The organism is Rhizobium yanglingense, assembly GCF_977109285.1.
In genome coordinates, this window is the sequence record NZ_CDSAWY010000005.1 from 1,206,051 (window position 1) to 1,225,559 (window position 19,509).

Consider the following 19,509-nt stretch of genomic DNA (forward strand, 5'->3'; position numbering starts at 1 on the left):
CTGTCCGGGCAATCAACGCCCGTCCGGGTAGAGCTCCCTCCAGGCCGGCTGCGCACCCTCGTAAGGCAGCGTTGTCGCTTCGTAAACACCGCGCGCGATGGCGCGGGCCATGACCATCCCCGCAAGATGGCAAAGCTCCATCAGTTCGCCCATGTCGGCCATCGCTCGTGCACCGGTCGAGGCAGCAAAGACCGTATCGCCGTCGAGGGGCAGATGCGCCGGAAGCACTGCCCTTGCCAGCCCGTCATGTGCGCCCAGCGAAAGCCGGTGAGCCTCGGCTTTCGTCAGTGCCGCATCGGTCACGACCGCACCGATCGTGGTTGCGGGCGCCATCACGCCCTTCAGCCGCAAGCGATGATCTATCACCTCCGGCATTCCGAGCCCGCCGAATTCGTTGTCTCGTTCGAAGGGTGCCGCCCAGAAATGCGGCCCATCGCCGATCGTTGCCGAACCGAGCGCATTGACTGCGACGATTGCCGCCACCCGATGCCCAGCGCTGCTGACCGTGCTTGCCGAGCCGAGCCCGCCCTTGAATGTCGCTGTCGTCGCACCCGTTCCAGCCCCGACCGTTCCAAGCGGAAATTCGCCTTTCGTCGCCGCCTTGAAGGCCGCATAGCCCATCTCCCGGTAAGGCGAATGCAGGCCCCAATCCTTATCGCCGCCGTTTAGGAGATCGAAGAGGATCGCCTCGGGTACGATCGGCACGCGCACCGTGCCCACCTGGAATCCGCGGCCGGCTTCCCTCAGACCGGCCTGGAGGCCGCCTGCCGCATCCAGCCCAAAGGCCGAGCCGCCGGAAAGAACGAAGGCATCAACCTTCTCGACCGTCATCGACGGATCGAGCAAGGCGGTGTCCCGGCCTGCGGGCGCGCCGCCGAGAACGGCGGCCGAAGCCGTCGCCGGTTCGTCGAAGATAATCGCAGTGACGCCGGAACCGAGCTTCAGGTCCGTTGCGTGGCCGATCGAAACGCCTTCGATATCGGTAATGAGATTGAGCAAGTGCGCCGTCCTTGTTGACGTCGGATAGGATCGCAACCAGAACGAAAAAACAAGACCGGCCCCTTTTTGGGACCGGTCATAAATCTTGGAAAGCGATGAAGTGCGGAAACCTAAGCCTGTTTTCAGGCATGGATTGGCTTTGGATGGCGCCGGGTCATCAGGTCGTGGATCGCGAGCTTCACCTCATCCGGCGAACTGAAACGCTGCTCGTCAAGGTCGTGCACGTGAAACTTCACGGCGATGAATTTCAGCCGGTCTTCATCCGGAATGACGATCCCCACGGGGACGCCTGCATATTCGATAACTTGCTTTTTCATGCGTAGAACTCCTGCCGCGCGGATTGCGAGGCGATGACGAATTGACTTGTCTGATACCGTTGAAAGGGGACGAAGGTCACATTCGACAGTTCGGGCGGGAGAGGGCGCCCGGACGGTCATTGCCGAGCACAATTCGCCCAAGGAGGGTGGCGAGAATACCGATATCAATCATGTCTCGTTCCTTGTGTTGGCGTTGCACTCTTGAGGGCTCGAAAGGCTCAAGACCCGGCGACGACTATCTTTAATAATCTACCTTGTTTGTAGAGAATAGAGGATAGTCTGTCAGAAACATATTCCGAATCGTGTCAAAATCTCGACGATCCGAAAAAAATAATTCCACCACAGCCATACTTGCTGAAAGAACGTTATCAGATCTTTGTGCAAATTGCGTGACGGCCGGAAGCCTCGTTTCGATCACCGGGACAGACATAGGAAGCCGTTTTGATTCCGGCAATGGGGCTTTTGATTAAAAAACCGAAAGCCTCGAAATGACCGCATTGGTTAATGGTGGCGGGCAGGTCACCAGCCCTCGGATAGGACCTTTTCCAGCATGTCCGCGAAGAAGTCGGCGCTCTCGGTGGTCAAGCAAAGCGGCGGTTTGATCTTCAACACATTCAGGTGATCGCCGGTTGGCTGCATGATCACGCCGAGTTCGAGAAGGCGGTTGCAGATGGCCGCCGTCTCTTGCGTCGCCGGCTCCAGCGTCGTTCTGTCGCGTACGAATTCAAGGCCGAGATAGAGTCCCATGCCGTGGACGGCGCCCGCAATCGGGTGCTTGTCGATCAGCGCGGCCAGTCGGCTTTTAAGATGATCCCCGACGTCGCGTGCATTGTCCTGGAGCTTTTCGTCCACCAAGACGTCGAGCACCGTCATGCCGGCAACGCAACTGACCGGGCTGCCGCCGGACGAGGAAAAGAAATAGCCTTCCTTCTCCAGCGACCCGGCGATGGCCTGCGTCGTGATCACCGCGCCGAGCGGGTGGCCGTTGCCCATGCCCTTGGCGATGGTGATGATATCCGGCACCACGCCCTGCTGTTGGAAGCCCCAGAAGTGATGGCCAAGCCTGCCATAGCCGACCTGCACCTCATCGGCTATGCAGACTCCTCCGCGGGCACGCACTTGAGCATAGGCTTCTGATAAATATCCGTCCGGCAGGGAAATGCCACCGGCGTTCCCATAGACCGATTCGGCAATGAAGCCCGCAAGCCCTTGCCCGCCGGCATCGATCGACTGCAGCACGGGCGCCATCGCGGTGAGATAGTCTCCGGCCGAATCCGGCCCACGAAATTCGCCGCGATAGGTGTTGGGTGAAGCGACGGCATGCACCCAATCCGGCCGGGTCGCCAGGGCCTGAGGGTTGTCGGCAATTGAGGTGGAGACGGCGTCGCTTGCCACCGACCAGCCATGATAGGCTTCCAGCAGGCAAAGCATGTTGCGCGCACCCGTATGCGCCCCGGCGAGCCGGATCGCCAGGTCATTTGCCTCCGATCCGCTGTTGACGAGGAAGACGCGGTCTAGTCCGTCGGGCGCCAGAGCTGCCAATCGCTCGCAGAACTCACCGAGCGCCGCATAGTGAAAGCGCGAATTGGTGTTGAGCTTCAGCCATTGTTCTCCGATCGCTTCTGCCAGGCGCGGATGCCCGTGGCCGAGAATCGTGACATTGTTGACCATGTCGAGATAGGCGCGCCCCTCGACATCGAACATGTGTTCCTTCCAGCCGCGCTCGATCTGCGGCGGCACCTCGTAGTAATTCTTCTGCGGTTTTGCGAGATGCGCCTGGCGCCTGGAGAACAGTTCTTCCGTCTCTGGCTCGGGCGCACTGGCGCCTGGTCCAAGCAGGCCTGCAGGCGAGGGGCAAAGCACGGACCAGGCGGCTGCCTCCTGCGGCGCGGCAAAGAGGGGCGGTTCGAGCGCCGGAACCGTGCAGAACTGGATACGCAAGCCGCCGAGCGAAGAGGCTTCGCCCGAGACCGTCCCGATGATCTGCCCCTGTTCCACCTCGGCGCCATCCTCAACAGACAGGTCCAGGCCATCAAGATGCAGATTGATACCGTCGCCGATCAGGACGAGATGGTGGTTCTTGCAATCGATGCGTCCGGTAAATGGTGCAGCGACGCTGTTGCCGCCGGGGAGACAGATGTCGGTATGCAACGCGTAGGTCGATGGCTGCCTAGCGCTTCGAAGAACGGCGCGCGAAAGCCGGTATTCGCCGTAGCGGGTCGCGGCGATGCCCGCCTCATTCGCTGCGCGTGCCAAAAGCCGCCAGTCCATTTCCGCATTCAGCCAATTTCCGGCCGCAAAATGCGGACTCTGAACGCCGAGGTCGAGATAGGCGATGTTTGCAAGGTCGATCTCCGGCAGAAGCGCGCGCCAGCCGGACATATCGACCGGCGTCATGTCGGCGCCGATCGCGTCAAAAATTGCCGCCTCCATCAATTCGAAGGAAACGGACATGGCCGTGTCGAAGATTTGCCGTTCAAGCTCCAGATTGTCGCGGACGTAGTCGTTTTCCGGATCGATCGAAATCTGCTGTTCGCTACTCGCGACGAGAATGACGGCACGCGCGACAATCAGCGGCCAGAGCGCCTTCAGTTCCTCGTCCGTCAGCGGATAGATCTCGTGATAGGCCTTGACCGCGGGCAGGATGTAGAAGGGATCGCCATCGGCCTGATGCAGCAGCGAGGCGCAGGTAACGGCAAGATCGCCGACGAGCCAGCCGCGAATGATATCGCCGAAATCGATGACGCCATCGGGCATCGGCCGCCCTTGCGCATCAGTCCGGCAGACGACGTTGTCGCCTGTGACATCATGATGCACGGCCTGGACGCGAAGCGATGGCGCGAGCGGCTGGATGCGGCGTACGGCAAGCACCATGCTCTTGGCGATCCGGTCGCGCGCAGCGCTGTCGGTGATGGCCGAAAGCAGCTGAACGGCAACAGGCCCCGCCCGGCGCAGGTCCCATTGCAGGTTGCGGTCGAGGCCCGAATGATTGAAGTCGGCGAGCGCCTGTGCCAGCCGGGCGCAGAGTGCGCCAAGGGCCGCGACGGAAGCCTTCGGCAGGTATTTGCGATGCGTCAGTCCTTCGCCTTCGAGATATTCGAGCACACGCACCTTGAAGGTCTGTTCGCGAACCGTGACGGCGATGATATCCTGGCCGTCCGTCGAGCTCATGACCCTCGGGACACGCGGCGTACCCTCCTTGCTGGTCAGATACCGGATTGCCGCATTTTGCGCCTCGAGTTCCAGCGTATCGTAAGCCATGTGGCAGATCTTCAGCACATAGCTGCCATCGCCAGTATCGATCCGGTAATTGCGGTCCTGCTGGCTGCCGAGTTCGGTGATCGTGCCGTGGAGGCCATAGCGGGATTGCAGGATGCTTTCCGCTTCGGCCGGCGTTACGTCCGGGCGCGGCAATTCCATACGATCGGCACGCGCATCATCGGTCATGGCATCCCCCAGCATGATTCGATTTTCCACATTAAGCAGATAATCGAATGCATGTCATGGGCAAGCGCTTACTAATACCCTTTCGGGTTGTTTCAACCCATACGTTCGGAGGCGTAGCTTCCTGGGCTTGCCGGGAAGACGATGGTGCGGTTGCCGTTCAGGAAGACGCGGCGATGGATATGGGCATGGATGGCGCGCGCCAGCACCTGGCTTTCGACGTCGCGGCCGATCGAGACATAGTCCTCGGCACTCTGGGCATGGGTGATGCGCGCCGTATCCTGCTCGATGATCGGGCCTTCGTCGAGATCGGCGGTCACGTAATGAGCCGTGGCGCCGATCAGCTTTACGCCGCGCTCGTAGGCCTGCTTGTAGGGGTTGGCGCCCTTGAAGGACGGCAGGAAGGAATGGTGGATGTTGATGATCCGGCCGGACATCTTGCGGCACATGGCATCGGAAAGCACCTGCATATAGCGGGCGAGCACGATCAGTTCCGTGCCGGTCTGGTCGACGAGCTCGAGCAGCTGGGCTTCGGCCTGCGGCTTGTTCTCCTTGGTGACCTTGATGTGATGGAAGGGAATGTCGTGGTTGACCACGACCTTCTGATAGTCGAAGTGGTTGGAGACGACGCCGACGATATCGATCGGCAGGGCGCCGATTTTCCAGCGATAGAGCAGGTCGTTCAAACAGTGGCCGAAGCGGGAGACCATCAAGAGCACCTTCATGCGGCTGTCCCCATCGTGGATTTCAGCCTCCATGGCGAATTTCTCGGCGATCGGCTTGAAGCCTTCCTTCAGCGCCGGCAGCGCAACGCCTTCCTCGGAAATGAAGCTGACGCGGGTGAAGAACTTGCCGGTGTCGAGGTCGTCGAACTGCGAGCTGTCGACGATGTTGCAGCCCTGATCGGCGAGATAATTCGCAATCGCCGCTACGATGCCGCGCGTCGATTGGCACGATACGGTCAGTACATAATGCGTCATGGCCCTTCTTCCCTCTCACGGCAATAGCCGACAGGTCTGCTTAGATCAAAGCAGCTACGCCGATAGGCGAAGCTCTTTCATTCGTGCAACAATTTGCAAGAGAAGCCGTCAAGGACTTGCAGGTTCTTGCATCCGTTCGTTACGCTCCAACTTACGGAAGTCATAGCGAGAGTCCGTTCCGCCTGCGCCGTCGCGTATCCCCGCCGCGCAGCCGTTCAGGCAGAAACCGACATGCCTACTTTACCGGCAGCGCGTTTCCCGCGCACGCCCTCGTTGACCTTCAGGAAGCCAACGAGCAGCCAGACGAGGCCGGCCGTCTTCATGGAGAAGATTGCCGTGGAGCCGATCATCAGGTTCAGGAACATGAAGAGCGATAGCGAATGGGCAAGACGCTTCTGGTTCCGCGTCTCGCCTGCCGGGAAAAAGGAGACGAACAGCCAGAAGAGGATGAGGCCGAAGATCGTCGCGCCATAGGTTATATAGACGTAGCCGCTATCGACGAAAGTCGTGGCTTTCTCGAGTTCAAGGCCGAGCGCCGCCGGGATATCCATTGCGATGATGTTCCGGATTGTGCCGCTGATGCGGCCGACGAAGTCATCTTCATGGGCATCGGGACGGAATGCATAAATGACGAAGCCCATGACGATAATCATCGGCATCATCAACAGATCGCAGATCTTCGGAATCCACGGAAAGATAAAATAGCCGCCGAGGCAGGCCATGCTGAAAATCAGCATCGTACGCGTGTCGTTGGTAATGAGGATCAGCATGACGGTGAAGATGAAGAGCAGCCGGTCGAACAATCTCAGGCGATTGGAAAAGCTGACGAGATAGATGACCAGCACGCCGCAGAAATTGGCGAGTGACACCTGCTCCAGGAAGATCGATGAGGACCGGTGATCGATAATCCCGAAGGAAAAGCGGGATGGGAACCCGAGCGCGCCGCGAAAAAGCCCGATGTCACTATAGGTGGCGCGGGGCACGCCGCGGGTGTTTTCGAAATATTCAGCCGGATGGAACAGGGCCACATAGGCTTGCACCGAGACAATCTCGCAGATCAGCACCGCCAGCACCACAACGCTGCATATCTTGAAAATCAGCTTCAGGGTTCGTTCGTTCGTCCATCGGCCCATGATGACGAAAGCGAAAATGATCAGCACGTTGCGCAGGTGGTCGATATAGCCTGCGCGGTTGACCGCGATCACATAGACGGTGAGGAAGATCGTCGCCAGCAAATAGCCAAGCGGAGCGAGGTCTTCTTCGTAAAGGCCCCTCTTTAAAAGGAAACCAAAACTGTAGATCAGCAGCAGGATCTCGCTGAGGGCGACATGCGACGACGCAAGCGGCGTGATGTTGTGGTTGATGAAGGCGAGAAGGCAATTATAGGTGACCGACAGCACGCCGACGGCCAGGATGCCGTAGTCGATAGGTTCCTTCGTTGTTGCATCTCGCTGTTCCATCGCCGCTACCTGCCCATTGTCCGGCACGCGTCCTCGGCAAGAGAAGGCGCCTTGGCGGCGGATTCCAGCACCGCGATCTGCTTTCGTTCATGGCCGTCGTGGGGCTGCACGTTCAAGGGCTCGCTCGCCGGCCACCAGTCACCGGCCACCCAATAGGTCCAGCCAAGCCAGACGTCGCCGTTCTCCTGCATCGTATCCAGAACCGTCTTCAAGCCGGCGACGCATTCCGGTGCTTGCGAAACGCCGAATTCGCCCAAAAGCACCCTGGTGCCGTGCTCGCGTGCCCATTCGGACATGCGGATGATGGCATTCCTGGCGTTCTCATTGCCGGAGCATTCGTCATGCGTACCGGAAGAATCGCTGTCGAAATACTGGTGAACCTCGTAGGCAAAGTTTTTGCGTGGATCCTTGACGCCGAGCATCACAGTGCCGTTCGGCCCGCCTGGGCCATCGGACTGCCAGGAATGGGCGCCCGTCCACTTCGTGCCCGGCACGAGAACGAGATTGTTGGCGCCGACCGCCCGGATGCCGCGGAACGCCGCATTGGCTGCGCTCAGCCATTTGTCGCTGGCAATGTCGTGGGGTTCGTTCATGAGCCCGAAAATTACGTCGTCCTGATTGGCAAATTCGGAAGCAAGCCGAGTCCAGAAATCTGCAAATGCCAGGGTCGTCGCCGGCGGTGTCCCGACCTGCGTTTTCTTGTACTGGGCATAATTGTGCGGATCGAGAATGGCAGTCATCTCATGTTTGCGCAAAAGGGCCACCGTATCCTTGATGCGCTGGAGCTCGGCGTCGTTCAGTGCCTGCCCGAGTTCGGGCTGCAGGCGCTCCCACAAGAACGGCAAGCGAACGATATTCATCCCCTTCTGCTTGAAGTAGCCGATTGTCTCTTCGGAGGGGTAGGCATAATCCTTGAAAATCTCTCCACCCGGATTGCCGAATTCCGCACCGGAAAGATTGATGCCACGAAAGCAGGGGCCCGCGGCTTCGGCAAGGCCGGCGTGCCACGGCAGCATTGCTGCCGCGGCGATCGTCAGTATGCGGCGCCAGGGCGATAACGCGGCTTTCATCGATCTCGCTTTCAGGAGTTCTGCCATGTTCCGGCAATATCGGGTAGGGTATCTTAACGCTCCGTTAGCTAAGGATTTCTAAAGTCGGTCTACCTCCGCCAAAGATCTGCGTCGGCGGGTCACGAGTGTGTTTATGAGCCAATTTGACAGGAACAGAGTTAGTCGGCTGCCTAGCTGGCGAAGCTACGAGCCTGCGCCAACCGCGCCGGAAAGCTCTCCCGCGCGCGCGCCTGTCCTAAGGCCTGGTGATTTCGCAAAATCCTTTCCCGAGCCGGAGGCGCCGGCGTTGCCCAACCCTCCCGAAAAGGACTTGCGCCAGACGCAGCCTTTGCCGTCGCAGCCGGAGCGTGCCGTTGTCCGCACAGCGCCGGTTTCCGTCGATCCTGACGCGCCGCTTGTTGATATGCGATCGGTCGTCTTTGCGATCTGGAACAGAAGGCTGATTGTCCTCGGACTGGCCGCGCTCGGCGCTTTGGCGGGCGGAGCACTGCTGCCGTTGCTGCCGCAGAAATTCACCGCAAGCACAAGCCTTTATTTCGATCCGCGCCAGATCGGCCTTGCTGATTTGGCGACACAATCATCGACGATCTCGCCGGAGATGATTTCGTCGATGATCGACAGCCAGGTGCAGATCCTGATGTCCGGCAATGTGCTGCGCCGGGTTGCCGATACCATGAAGCTTGCGCAGGATCCGGAATTCAACGGTGGCCGGAGCGACGACGCGGCTGTAGTCAGCGCCCTGCAGAAGTCGCTTACGATCACCCGCCAGAGCAGCACCTATGTCGTATCGTTGACGGCCGTGACGAACAATCCGGAGAAATCCGCCAAGCTTGCAAACCAGGTCGTGACCTCGTTCATGCAGGAGGAAAGCAGTGCCTCGACAGGTCTATACGAAAATACCACGGCGACGCTCGATGTTCGTTTGACCGATCTGCGCCAGAAAGTGCAGGAGGCCGAGCAGGCCGTCGAAACCTTCCGCGCCGACAACGATATGGCGGCGACGGAGGGCAATCTGATTTCCGACCAGCGCCTTGCCTCGCTGAATACGCTGCTGCTGACTGCGCAGGAAAAGACAATTCAGGCCAAGGCCCGCGCGGATGCGGCCGCGAACATGAGCTTCGAGGATGTCGTCGCCAATAGCCAAACGGACGGCAATTCTGTGAACTCGTCGCTCGCGAGCCTTCGACAGCAATATGCCACTCAGGCCGCAGTCGTCGGCAGCCTCGAGAGCCAGATGGGCGCTCGTCATCCGCGACTGCAGGCCGCCCGCTCGTCACTGCAGAGCATTTCGGGCGAGATCAAGGGCGAATTACAGCGCATGGTGACTTCGGCGCGCGCCGATTATGAGCAGGCGACAAGGGCCGAGGAGGCGATTGCCAAGGAACTGAACATTCAAAAGGCGCTGCAGGCGACCACATCCGACAAGCAGGTCGAACTCAACGAACTGCAGCGCAAGGCGACGGCCGCCAGGGAAATTTACGAGACCGTCCTGAAGCGCTCCAGCCAGACGACCGAGGAGCAGAACCTTCCGCAGGGCAACATCCGCGTCATTTCAGAAGCCGAACCGCCAACGAAACCGGACGGTCCCGGCAAGAAGATTCTATTGATCGCCGGTGTTATCGGCGGGCTCTTAATCGGCTTTGCCGCCGGCGCGGCATTTGCGATCCTCGCGAGCCTCTTTGTGCATCCGGTCATTCGGGGCTATTTCCGCCGGGAGGCCCAGCGGTAAAGGGCTTCGAAATCAATTTGTCGTGCCCGGTCTACCGCTTGATGGCTGCTTGGCTGCTTCCTAAATTTGAAGACGAATGTCGCTGGAGCCCGTCCTGCAATGAAAGGTCACCGATATGCGATCCCTGCCGATGTTGCTCGCTGCCCTTTCCGTTGTCAGCGGCCTGATCGCCGCGCCGGCTTTTGCGACGGATTGGAGCCGGGCGGGCAAAGCAGCCGCTCAGCCGCTCTATCCCTATCCCGATCTCCCCGGCGTCAAGTCTCAGCCCGACAAGAAGGATGAGGAGCAATATGTCTGCCGCACCGAAACGCGCGGCATCCGGCGCAATGGGGACTGGATCTTCCGCTCCGGCGGCATGCCGACCACCGTCTACGTATGCGACCGCGACGGTTACGTGAGCCAAGGCACGCAAGTGCCTGCAAGAGGCCACTATCAGCCCGTGCGCTGACGCTTCATGCCATGCGGGAAAAATACCGCGCGATGAAGTAGTCCATTGAGACGCGCCCCGGTCCGCCTGCAATGATGACCAGGAAGCAGACGGCCCAAGTGCCGTGTGTCGGCCATGCGTCGGGATAGACGAAGATTTCGATCACCAGCGTCATGGCGAGAAGTGCTAGTGCCGAGAGCCTGCTTGCAAATCCGATGGCGAGAAGAGCCGGGAAGAAGTGCTCGGCGAAAGCTGCAAGATGCGCGGCGAGCCAGGGATCGATAAACGGCAGCCGGTATTCCGTCTGGAACAGATAGACTGCGGTTTCGGCAACGCGCCATCCGTCGACCTTGGTTTGCCCGGATTGCCAAAATACTGCGCCGATCGAGATGCGCGAAATCAGGGCGATCAGGTCGTGCGGGACGTAATCGAGGAGATGCAGCAAACCGTTGAGTTTCTGCGGAAGGCTGCGAGGGTCTATCGTTGTCACGGTGCTCTCGTCATTCATGATTGTCTCCCGCGCTCTTCCAGCGCACGTCGATGAAGGCGCCGGCCTGCAGCGCGCCGGCGAGGTTGGATGAAAGATCGAAATCCATCGCCGCTTCGCTGGCGTGCTCTACGGCGGCAGCCAGTGCCGTACACTTCGCAAGCTCCGATAGGAAGGTCGCTCCGCCGGCCGGCAGACGATGCACTTCGACACGCGTACGTGGCCTAGCCACCAACACGTCCTCGCCGCTCCAGTTTTCAATCGGCCGAAGCTCCATCTCGCCGACATTCATTGCCCAGATGGTCACAATCGGATGAGGGGATGTAAGGACTGACAGGGAGGGATGGGCGACGAATGTCAGTTCGGCGAGGCGATCCGGATCGATTGCGGCCAGTCGCTCGGCCTGCAACGGAGCCGCCTCTGCCGCATGATAGGCTCGTCCACGTGCCGCTTCCAGACGGATCACATCCGGAAGATAGGCGATGTCCCTGGCGGGCGCGAAGCGTTCGACGAAATCCGCAAGGTCATCACCATATGCCAGAAGCAGCGGCGAATGCGGCGGATGAAGCCGAATGAATTCATGCGACATCGCGGCAAAGAACTCTTTGCCGACGATCTTTTCCGCCACTGGAAACCGCGAAGCGAGCGCCCCCATCAGGCCGATTGCCACATTGTTGCGATAGACGCCGAAACGGCGCTCCGGCCGCGGGCCATCCCAGGCGGTCAACCCTTCGGGAACCGGCAGGGAGATGTCGGTCAGTGCTGCTGCGAAGTTGCTTTGCGTAGTGGTTGACACAGAAGACCTCATGCGGCTCGGCGCGCAGCGCTCTTAAGGATCGCATCGGCGGCCTGTGCTTCGGCACGCAACACCGGCCATTGCGGCACGTCGTTGTCCCATTCCACCAGGCTTGCGATCGGCCCGGTTCGCGTGATCAGTTCCTCATAAAGCGCCCAGACGGGATCCTTTACCGGCGTGTCATGCGAATCGATCAAAAGCCGCGCCCCCGCATCGTCGACCGCTTCCGAATGGCCACTCAGGTGGATTTCGCGAACCCGTTGAACTGGAAAGCGGGCGAGATAATCGCGCGGGTCCATATGATGGTTGGTGGAGGCGACGAAGACGTTGTTCACATCGAGGAGCAGGCCGCAGTCGGTCCGCCTGGCGACTTCGGCGAGAAAATCGGTCTCTTCGATCGTGCTTTCCTCGAAGAGCAGATAGGTGGCCGGATTTTCGAGCAGCATCTGCCGCTTCAGCGTGTTTTGCACCTCATCGACATGCTCGACGACCTGCATAAGGGTTGCCTCGGTATAAGGCAGCGGCAGGAGATCATTGAGGAAGACTGTATCGTGCGTCGACCAGGCGAGATGTTCGGAGAAGCTCTCCGGCTCGTAGCGGTCGCAGACGGTTTTCAGGCGGGCAAGATGTTGCCTGTCGAGCGGCTGCATTGAGCCGATCGAAAGGCCGACGCCGTGGATCGACAGCGCATAATCTTCACGCAACTTGCCAAGTTGGGCGTGCGGTGGCCCGCCAGCACCCATATAATTCTCGGCATGTACTTCGAAGAAGCCGATCGGCTGGGGTTCAGCTTTGATGTCGGCGAAATGTTGCGGCTTGAAGCCGACGCCGGCCCGACTGGGAAGTCCTGACGCCTTCATGTGATCTCTCCTGGTAGGGGACGGCGGTGCTGATAATGGGCGCCGCCGGTCTTTTCGGATGTTCTAGGGTCTCAGGCCGGAGCCGGACCTTGCTTCAACGAGCCGTGACCATTCGGCGTCTTCATCGCCTCGCAGGTTCCCGCCGGAACGAGCTTCCAGGCGTTTTGCTGATAGTCGACCTTCGAGGTGCCGGCGCAAGTGGTCCCGGGTCCGGCTGCGCAGTCGTTCTGGCCCTTCATGGAAACGCCGTAGCACTTCTCCTTGTTGTCCGCAGCCGAAGCGGCAGGAGCGGCGACAGTGGCAAGCGCTGAGGCGAGCGAGCCTGCGAGAGCCAGCGTAACGATGCTGTTTTTCATTATTCATCTCCGTAAGAATGGCGAGCCGTGATTGGCTTGCATTGCGGGCTACGGAGGGAGCCGACAAAATGTTACAGCGCTTCTCGCGATTTTTTTGCCGGCCCGGCTTGCCGTCTGCGCGATTGCAGGGGAAAACGCCTGAGAACAAAGGCTCGCCCGCTACCGCGAAATAATTTCGAACGAGCGGTAACAAAGATGTGTGCCCTCTCGTAGAGGATGATGTCGGGTGAAATATTCAGCACGGGAAGAGGAATGGGCAGGCTGGATGCGCAGCGCCATGGGTGGCGATGCGCAGGCCTATCACCGCTTTCTTTGCGCTGTGACACCTCATCTGCGCGCCATGGCCCGCAGGCGCTGCGATCAGTTTGGCGCGCCGGCAGGCGAGGCGGAGGATGTCGTGCAGGAGGTGCTGCTTGCAGTTCACCTGAAGCGCGGAACCTGGGATCCGGCTCGCCCGATCGGCCCTTGGCTGTCGACGATCGTGCGCAATAAGCTGATAGACAGCCTGCGCCGCCGCGGCCGTCACATCGATGTGCCCATCGACGACGTGATGACAACGCTCGAAGCGGAAGAACAGGCGGGCAATTTGGATCGGCTCGACGCCGAACATATGTTGAATCGCCTGAAGGATCCGCAGCGTGATATCGTGCGCTCGATTTCGATCGAGGGAGCAGGTGTTCGCGAAACGGCCGAAAGGCTGAGAATGAGCGAAGGTGCGGTGCGCGTCGCGCTGCACCGGGCGTTGAAGTCGCTGGCGGCCTTATACCGGAGTGAGACGAGTGAAGACCGATGACCTGATCAGCCTCCTTGCACAAGACGCGCCCATCCGCACGCGGCTCGGTCCCTTGCTCCTGGGTGCGCTGCTGATCGGCGTCGCAGTCTCTGCAGCGTTGCTTCTGGCGGCAGTGGGTATCCGCCACGACATGGCAAGCGCGATCGAAACGGCACGCGTGCTCTTCAAGATGGTCCTGGCCCTGACGCTCGCCGTCACCGCTTGCGGGCTTGTTTTTCGCATAGGCCGTCCAGGCGTGCCGTTGAGGCATTCAAGCCTGGCGCTGTTCGTGCCGCTGATCCTGCTCGCAGGGGGCACCGCGGCCGAATTGTCGGCCATTCCGCAGGATTCATGGGAAACGGCGATGCTCGGCCGCAACGCAGGCTTCTGCCTGTTCTTCATCCCGGTCCTATCGCTCGCGCCGCTTGCGGGTTTCCTCTGGGCGCTGAAAAACGGTGCTGCGGAACGCCCAAGCCTTGCCGGTGCTGCAGCAGGCCTTGCCGCCGGCGGCATAGCGGCAGCGCTTTACGCCTTACACTGCACGGACGACAGCCCGCTGTTTCTCGCAGTCTGGTACACCACGGCAATCGCGGCAGTGACAGCCATCGGCGCGCTGCTTGGATCACGATATCTGAGGTGGTAACACAGCAACGGTCGGTCACGAGACCACGGCCGTTGTATCGGCTCTTCTGCTATCTTTGTAAGGAAATGGTGCCGAGAAGAGGTGTCCGGAAAGCGTGAGAAATCATAGACTTGCAAAAAAGTGGGACAATGTTCCAGTCAACGAAACCATTATACTTTTCATTTGAATGTCCATAGTTTGCGCCATGCCGCGCTGAAATCTTAGGCTACATTTTAGGCCCGGTGGGCGTGCGAAGAGTGCCCAAAATCAACCAAGATGCCGCCAGTTGAATGTGCAGAGCCAAGAGCCAAAGGGGCCAATTCTTGTAAGCCGATGAAACGAGCGCCTGCAAGATCTCTAATGGAAGGCGCAGCTTTGTGCCGTTTTGGCGGGACCATTCGGCTATAGAGCGCTTGCCACGCCAGACCGTTCAGCCGGTTTGTATCAGAGACCCTCAGGCCTACGATACTGTCAACACACCGAGGATGTCGGCCACGAGCAAGGTATCCACGAACTCCTCAAAATCGACGATACGACCGTCTTTAAATGTGATCTTGTCCAAGATCTCGGTATTCATACACACGTTCGACGGGAGGTGGCGGATCTGACCGGCCCGATGGGCAAATACAGTCTCGCCATCGACATGAAGGCCGATGATGCTAAAGTTGGAAAGATCCCAAGCCTCTAGGAGCGCTTGAATTGCGACTCGCATGGTTCCCGGGTCATCGATCCGTTGTGTCATTGGTCCCAGTCGATCGTCTCCGACAATGCGGAAACTGCAGGCCGGATCCAGCATCGCCATAATAGCCTCGATGTCATTATCGTTACGCGCCTGGTAAAATCTCCGAACGGCGTCTTCGAGTTCGCGTCGATCCCTCATCACTGCTCTCCTCCTTCAGTTGATAGAGTGTGCACTCAATCGTCGGTCGCTGCAATGAAGAGCTGCGAGTGCCTTCGCGAGGAAGATGATGCGCAGCGTTATACCTCGGTCTACGTTGCGACGAGGCAGGATTATTTCACTGCTCAACGCATTGCTTGCGCAAAGCCGGCACGACCGATGACGAGCTGATGGCGAATTTTGGCGCTGGACGACGAAGAAACAGACGACGCTTTACACGAAGCAGGCGAACCGCAAGAAGATCGCCGCTGGAGCCATGTGCAAGCTCACTCCGGACAAAATGGACCGAAACTGTCCCACGCCCCGAAGGGGTGGTAAAAAGTGGCACAAAAACAGGAAAAAAGATCAGCAAAATCAATGTTGAAAAAATGGAATGGTGCCCAGAAGAGATATACCGCTCGAACAGTTCATCCGGGAGGCTCTTAATCACCTCTGGAGGAAGAGGGGCTTAGCTGGTCGCATCAACGTTGGTGAGAACAGGAATTTTCCTCGTATGTTTCAATGGCTCACCGAAGTTGCTGACGAGACAAACTGGGGGGAAGGCAGGGGCCTTCGTATTATGAACGGAGCAAAACCGGCACTGTCCGTAGGTCGCCATCAGGCCCAGGTAACCTTCTTGTCCGCCTTGACTTCGAGCTCGGCAACCTACGGCGTAAGCATTTTTTTGATATGTCGCCAGAAGCGACTAAACTCCAAATCACCTGTTAAACAGGTCGAGCAGCGCCCGCGGAGAGTTGTTAGCGATCGACAGCGACTGCAAGGCAAGCTGTTGCTGGGTCTGCAGGGCAGTTAAACGCGACGCTTCTTCTTCCATATCGGCGTCAGCTAACCTCCCAATACCGCTGTCGATGTCATTCATCATCTGGTCAGCAAACGCTGACTGCATCTCCAGGCGCGTGTGGAGACTACCCAGTTCCGCGGCGCCGGAGGTGATCCGCCGAGCAGAAATCTCGATGTACGTCAGGTATTCCGAGACCATCGCAGGGTTCTTGGCGATGTCGATCTCCATGAAGTTGATGGTGGGTAAAGGCTCGTTGCTGACAGATATGCCTGAGAACGCTATGCCGCTGTCTGAACCGGCCAGTCGATCAAGCGCAGGATCTGTCTTCAGTGTTACTGACGAAGACGACGAGCTTTCAATTTGAAGGGATGGCCAATCCGCGCTGAGCAAGGATTTCAAAAGCGTCACCATTTGGTCGGCGGTTTCAATCTTCCCATTTTTGACACCCAAAACGTCATTCACATAGGTTCGGTTGAAGCTGTAGGATTTGGCGGCCTCCGAATTGACGCCAAACGAAAAGCTGATCGAAATGCCGTCCTTGTCGTCTCCATCCTTGTAATCCTGAAAGTCCGTGAAACTCAAATTGAGCGTCGAACCGCGCGTGCCTTGGTTGAAGGCATTCCCCAAACCTCCGCCTGACACGCCATTCGTGACGAAGTTACTGATTTCAACGTATGACCCATTCAACCCCAGAGTACGGTCTTCGTTGGTGCCGATACTAATCAGATTTGGAATAATCGCGCCGTCGAAGTCTCGGACGAGCGCCGCCGACGCTCCAGTGTGCGTTGAGGAAAGCGCGTGACTCAGCACTTGATAGTATTGAGCGTAGGTGGAAACGATGCCATTCCAGGCTGGATTGACGGCATCGACAGTCGCTCTGTCGATTGTAACAGACGTCGTCTTTCCTAAGTCGAATGGTGGATCGATACCATCGGCGGGGTTGTCCTTATCCACGGTGACATCAAAGCTGATTTGGTCGGTCGGATCGTTAAAGACCAGTGGACCGGAAAAATTGAACGTGAATGCCCCGGCGGAGCCCCTGGAAAATGCCGGCATCCATTGCTGATAGATTTCTCCATTGGAAGTAAAGGTTGCGAGATACCTCATCCCGCCGATGGTATCGACATCACGGCCGTCTTTTTGCAACAGCCCGCCCCCGTTGGCGTTGAACAGTGAAGTTTCCGACAGGTGTTGGTTCGCGGTGAGTACCGCGACGCCGCCAGATGCGTCCCGCGTAAACGAAGTGATGACCCTGTCGCCGTTTCGGTCCACGTCGTAAATGTCTTCTATGTCAGTGTTCAACCAATTCTGCCCATTGAAGCTCGCCGAGTTCGCAATGCTGACCACGTGTTGCTTCAATTGATCGAGCTCAGCCTGGACTTTCGTTTTATCCACACCGGCTTCGATGGCCGACACTAGCTTTGCCTTGAATTCGGACATGACCTCCAGAACCGAGCTTAACCCTGTGTACGCTGCATCGACCTTCGCCTGCCCCATGCCGAGGGCATCGCTGGCGGCAGAGAGGGCTTTATTGTCCGACCGCATGGTCGTCGCAATTGACCAATACGCGGCATTATCGGACGCCTTTTGTACACGTAAACCACTTGAAACATGGCTCTGTGTTTGCTGCAGTGAAGAAGTTACCGCACGGAGAGTTTGCAAAGCAGCTATCGCCGGCGCGTTTGTGATGATTGAGGACATGGTCGCCTAAAGATATATGGAAAATGCAATTCTTCGGGAAACGCGCATCATGCGCGTGCAACCATAAAGTGATAAAACGTGGTTACCGAATCGTTAATCTTCGAATGCTAATTATTGGAGTCCTAAACGAGCAGACGAGATTTCTTTTAAGGCGCTGCTGCAATCTCTTTATGTGCGAGCCTCTTAAGTTCAAGCCGCGAAGGAACGCCGTTTCACCCGGGAAAGCTGCATAGGGGTCTGGCGTGCCTGGATTTTGTTGGAACCGATCGACGGAAAGCCTGTAGACTTCACCGGTGAGAGCGACCGCCTCCATATGACTGATTGTGCCAGATCCTGCACGCCATGTCTGAAACTGGCGCTCTATCTGAGCGTTGGCAGCCGCCTGTCGGAGTTTGACGGTGTCAGGGTCATAGCTACGAAGGCTGAACTTGACGAATACACCGACCTTTGACGCTATGGTTACGGCTGGGATGCCCTTCGATGCAGGAAGTTCGACAAGGACCAATTTGCCTTCTAGCAATGCTGAGTATGTCTGTGGCAACTCTGCAACGAAACTGAGGAACGTTAGATCCTTCTCGCAGCATTGGACGTGACATTCGAATAATCACCTGTGAACCAGTGAGCGGCCGAAAAACACTTACTAATCAACAAATCAACAATTTAAGTGGGAATGGTGCCCAGAAGAGGACTCGAACCTCCACACCCTTTCGGGTACCAGCACCTGAAGCTGGCGCGTCTACCAATTCCGCCATCTGGGCGACGGAGAGCCATGTAAGGGGGTGGCTCTTTGCTGTCAACTGGCTTTTTGAAGTTTTCCTGACAGGCTGGAAAAAAGAGCGAATATCCCTCCCGAAGACGCCGGAACGGGGCGATCACGCCGAACTGAACGGCTTTCGGTATTGTGGTGGATGCCATGCGGCGGCGGTTGTTCTATATCTGCAGCAGCAGAAAGGAATCAGTGATGTCTGCTCTTCGAACGATCATCTTCGGCTCCGTCGTCGGCTTCGTGCCGCTTGCGGCCAGTGCCGCGCCTCCGCTCGCGCCGCTGCAACAGCGCAATCCGGCGATCATCAATGTGCAATCGACCTACTGCGATTATCGCGGTTGCTTCGGCTTCGGGCCGCAGCAGTGGCACCGCCCTGCCTATATCCAGCCGAACTATCGTCCGCCGGAAGCGAGAGGGCCGACCTATTACCAGCCGCGCGCCCAGCCAAGGCGACAGCTCTCCTATGATCCGGCGCCAATCCGCCGGATACGTCCGCCAGCGAAGGATATGCATGTCGAATGGTGCCGAAATCAGTACCGGACCTACAATCCGAGGACCGATCGTTTTGTGACCTACGAAGGCATCTACAAGACTTGCAATTCGCCCTTCGACTGAGGGTCAGCTCTCCAGCGAAACGCGGTCGGCATGGCCGAGATCGCGGCCGGGTTCGATGATGTCCCGCACCCGCTGCTTGAGTTCCTTCGGCCCCGGGAAACCGCCGTCGCGTTTGCGCTCCCAGATGAGGTCGTCGTTGACTCGAATCTCGAAATTCCCGCCCGTACCAGGAATGAGCGCCACTTCGGCGAGGCTGTCCGAAAAGGTGTGCAGCAATTCCTGCGCCATCCAGCCGGCGCGCAGCAGCCAGTTGCATTGGGTGCAGTAGAGGATCGTCACACGGGCTTTTTCAGTCATCGGCGGATTCCTTTCAATGCTTCGATTTAAGGCCTTCGTGGCCGCTTCGCAACGTCCGGCTTGCGCGGGGAGGCCATCGCATGTTCATGTCACGAAGTTAGCTGTGGTGCTGCGCGGCACGGTCCGCTTAAT

General features: G+C 58.5%; 18 protein-coding genes and 1 tRNA gene. 5 read left to right on the forward strand and 14 right to left on the reverse strand.

The window, feature by feature from the left end; translation table 11 throughout:
* Positions 1-12 precede the first annotated feature (12 nt).
* The 6 genes from ACW4PC_RS15540 to ACW4PC_RS15565 form a co-directional block, all read right to left on the reverse strand.
* A complete protein-coding gene (locus tag ACW4PC_RS15540; protein WP_455874345.1) occupies positions 13-999 on the reverse strand; it encodes a P1 family peptidase in 987 nt (328 codons plus the stop codon).
* Positions 1,000-1,121: 122 nt separating this feature from the next.
* On the reverse strand, positions 1,122-1,316 hold the full coding sequence (locus ACW4PC_RS15545; protein ID WP_027510551.1) for a hypothetical protein: 195 nt from the start codon (positions 1,314-1,316) through the stop codon (positions 1,122-1,124).
* 519 nt (positions 1,317-1,835) lie between these two features.
* On the reverse strand, positions 1,836-4,763 hold the full coding sequence (locus tag ACW4PC_RS15550) for an aminotransferase (protein ID WP_455874346.1): 2,928 nt from the start codon (positions 4,761-4,763) through the stop codon (positions 1,836-1,838).
* 92 nt (positions 4,764-4,855) lie between these two features.
* A complete protein-coding gene (gene purU / locus ACW4PC_RS15555) occupies positions 4,856-5,740 on the reverse strand; it encodes a formyltetrahydrofolate deformylase (protein WP_455874347.1) in 885 nt (294 codons plus the stop codon).
* A gap of 215 nt (positions 5,741-5,955) precedes the next feature.
* Positions 5,956-7,200 (reverse strand): hypothetical protein, encoded by a 1,245-nt coding sequence (locus tag ACW4PC_RS15560; protein WP_455874348.1) that lies wholly within the window; start codon positions 7,198-7,200, stop codon positions 5,956-5,958.
* Positions 7,201-7,205: 5 nt separating this feature from the next.
* Complete coding sequence (locus ACW4PC_RS15565) at positions 7,206-8,270, reverse strand: glycoside hydrolase family 5 protein (RefSeq protein ID WP_455874349.1); 1,065 nt, start codon at positions 8,268-8,270, stop codon at positions 7,206-7,208.
* Positions 8,271-8,403: 133 nt separating this feature from the next.
* Here ACW4PC_RS15565 and ACW4PC_RS15570 point away from each other — a divergent pair, with 133 nt between their 5' ends.
* Positions 8,404-9,999 carry a GNVR domain-containing protein gene (locus tag ACW4PC_RS15570; RefSeq protein WP_455874350.1) on the forward strand — a complete coding sequence of 532 codons (1,596 nt, stop codon included), beginning with the start codon at positions 8,404-8,406 and terminating at the stop codon, positions 9,997-9,999.
* Positions 10,000-10,114: 115 nt separating this feature from the next.
* On the forward strand, positions 10,115-10,447 hold the full coding sequence (locus ACW4PC_RS15575) for a hypothetical protein (RefSeq protein ID WP_039846577.1): 333 nt from the start codon (positions 10,115-10,117) through the stop codon (positions 10,445-10,447).
* 4 nt (positions 10,448-10,451) lie between these two features.
* Here the strand turns inward: ACW4PC_RS15575 and ACW4PC_RS15580 are convergent, their stop codons facing one another.
* From ACW4PC_RS15580 to ACW4PC_RS15595, 4 genes are all read right to left on the reverse strand, one after another.
* Complete coding sequence (locus tag ACW4PC_RS15580) at positions 10,452-10,934, reverse strand: DoxX family protein (protein ID WP_455874351.1); 483 nt, start codon at positions 10,932-10,934, stop codon at positions 10,452-10,454.
* Entirely contained in the window at positions 10,927-11,709 is a 783-nt protein-coding gene (locus ACW4PC_RS15585; protein ID WP_455874352.1) for an HvfC/BufC family peptide modification chaperone, read from the reverse strand. The genes ACW4PC_RS15580 and ACW4PC_RS15585 overlap by 8 nt, the downstream gene beginning before the upstream one ends.
* An 8-nt stretch (positions 11,710-11,717) precedes the next feature.
* On the reverse strand, positions 11,718-12,569 hold the full coding sequence (bufB, locus tag ACW4PC_RS15590) for an MNIO family bufferin maturase (protein WP_455874353.1): 852 nt from the start codon (positions 12,567-12,569) through the stop codon (positions 11,718-11,720).
* Positions 12,570-12,640: 71 nt separating this feature from the next.
* Positions 12,641-12,925 (reverse strand): BufA1 family periplasmic bufferin-type metallophore, encoded by a 285-nt coding sequence (locus tag ACW4PC_RS15595; RefSeq protein ID WP_039843589.1) that lies wholly within the window; start codon positions 12,923-12,925, stop codon positions 12,641-12,643.
* Positions 12,926-13,151: 226 nt separating this feature from the next.
* Here ACW4PC_RS15595 and ACW4PC_RS15600 point away from each other — a divergent pair, with 226 nt between their 5' ends.
* Positions 13,152-13,718: a sigma-70 family RNA polymerase sigma factor gene (locus ACW4PC_RS15600; RefSeq protein WP_133937272.1), complete on the forward strand. Its 567-nt coding sequence runs from the start codon at positions 13,152-13,154 to the stop codon at positions 13,716-13,718.
* Positions 13,705-14,340 (forward strand): NrsF family protein, encoded by a 636-nt coding sequence (locus ACW4PC_RS15605; RefSeq protein WP_455874354.1) that lies wholly within the window; start codon positions 13,705-13,707, stop codon positions 14,338-14,340. Before ACW4PC_RS15600 ends, ACW4PC_RS15605 begins: the two co-directional genes overlap by 14 nt.
* Positions 14,341-14,779: 439 nt before the next feature.
* Here ACW4PC_RS15605 and ACW4PC_RS15610 read toward each other — a convergent pair whose 3' ends face one another.
* From ACW4PC_RS15610 to ACW4PC_RS15620, 3 genes are all read right to left on the reverse strand, one after another.
* On the reverse strand, positions 14,780-15,199 hold the full coding sequence (locus ACW4PC_RS15610) for a nuclear transport factor 2 family protein (protein WP_455874355.1): 420 nt from the start codon (positions 15,197-15,199) through the stop codon (positions 14,780-14,782).
* Between the two features lie 715 nt (positions 15,200-15,914).
* Positions 15,915-17,699 (reverse strand): flagellin N-terminal helical domain-containing protein, encoded by a 1,785-nt coding sequence (locus ACW4PC_RS15615; RefSeq protein ID WP_455874356.1) that lies wholly within the window; start codon positions 17,697-17,699, stop codon positions 15,915-15,917.
* Positions 17,700-18,370: 671 nt separating this feature from the next.
* A tRNA-Leu gene (locus ACW4PC_RS15620) sits at positions 18,371-18,457 on the reverse strand.
* Between the two features lie 203 nt (positions 18,458-18,660).
* Between ACW4PC_RS15620 and ACW4PC_RS15625 the strand changes: the two genes are divergently transcribed.
* Complete coding sequence (locus ACW4PC_RS15625; RefSeq protein WP_455874357.1) at positions 18,661-19,080, forward strand: BA14K family protein; 420 nt, start codon at positions 18,661-18,663, stop codon at positions 19,078-19,080.
* A gap of 3 nt (positions 19,081-19,083) precedes the next feature.
* On the opposite strand, the gene ACW4PC_RS15630 is transcribed toward ACW4PC_RS15625, so the two are convergent.
* Entirely contained in the window at positions 19,084-19,377 is a 294-nt protein-coding gene (locus tag ACW4PC_RS15630; protein ID WP_039843593.1) for a SelT/SelW/SelH family protein, read from the reverse strand.
* Between the last annotated feature and the right edge of the window lie 132 nt (positions 19,378-19,509).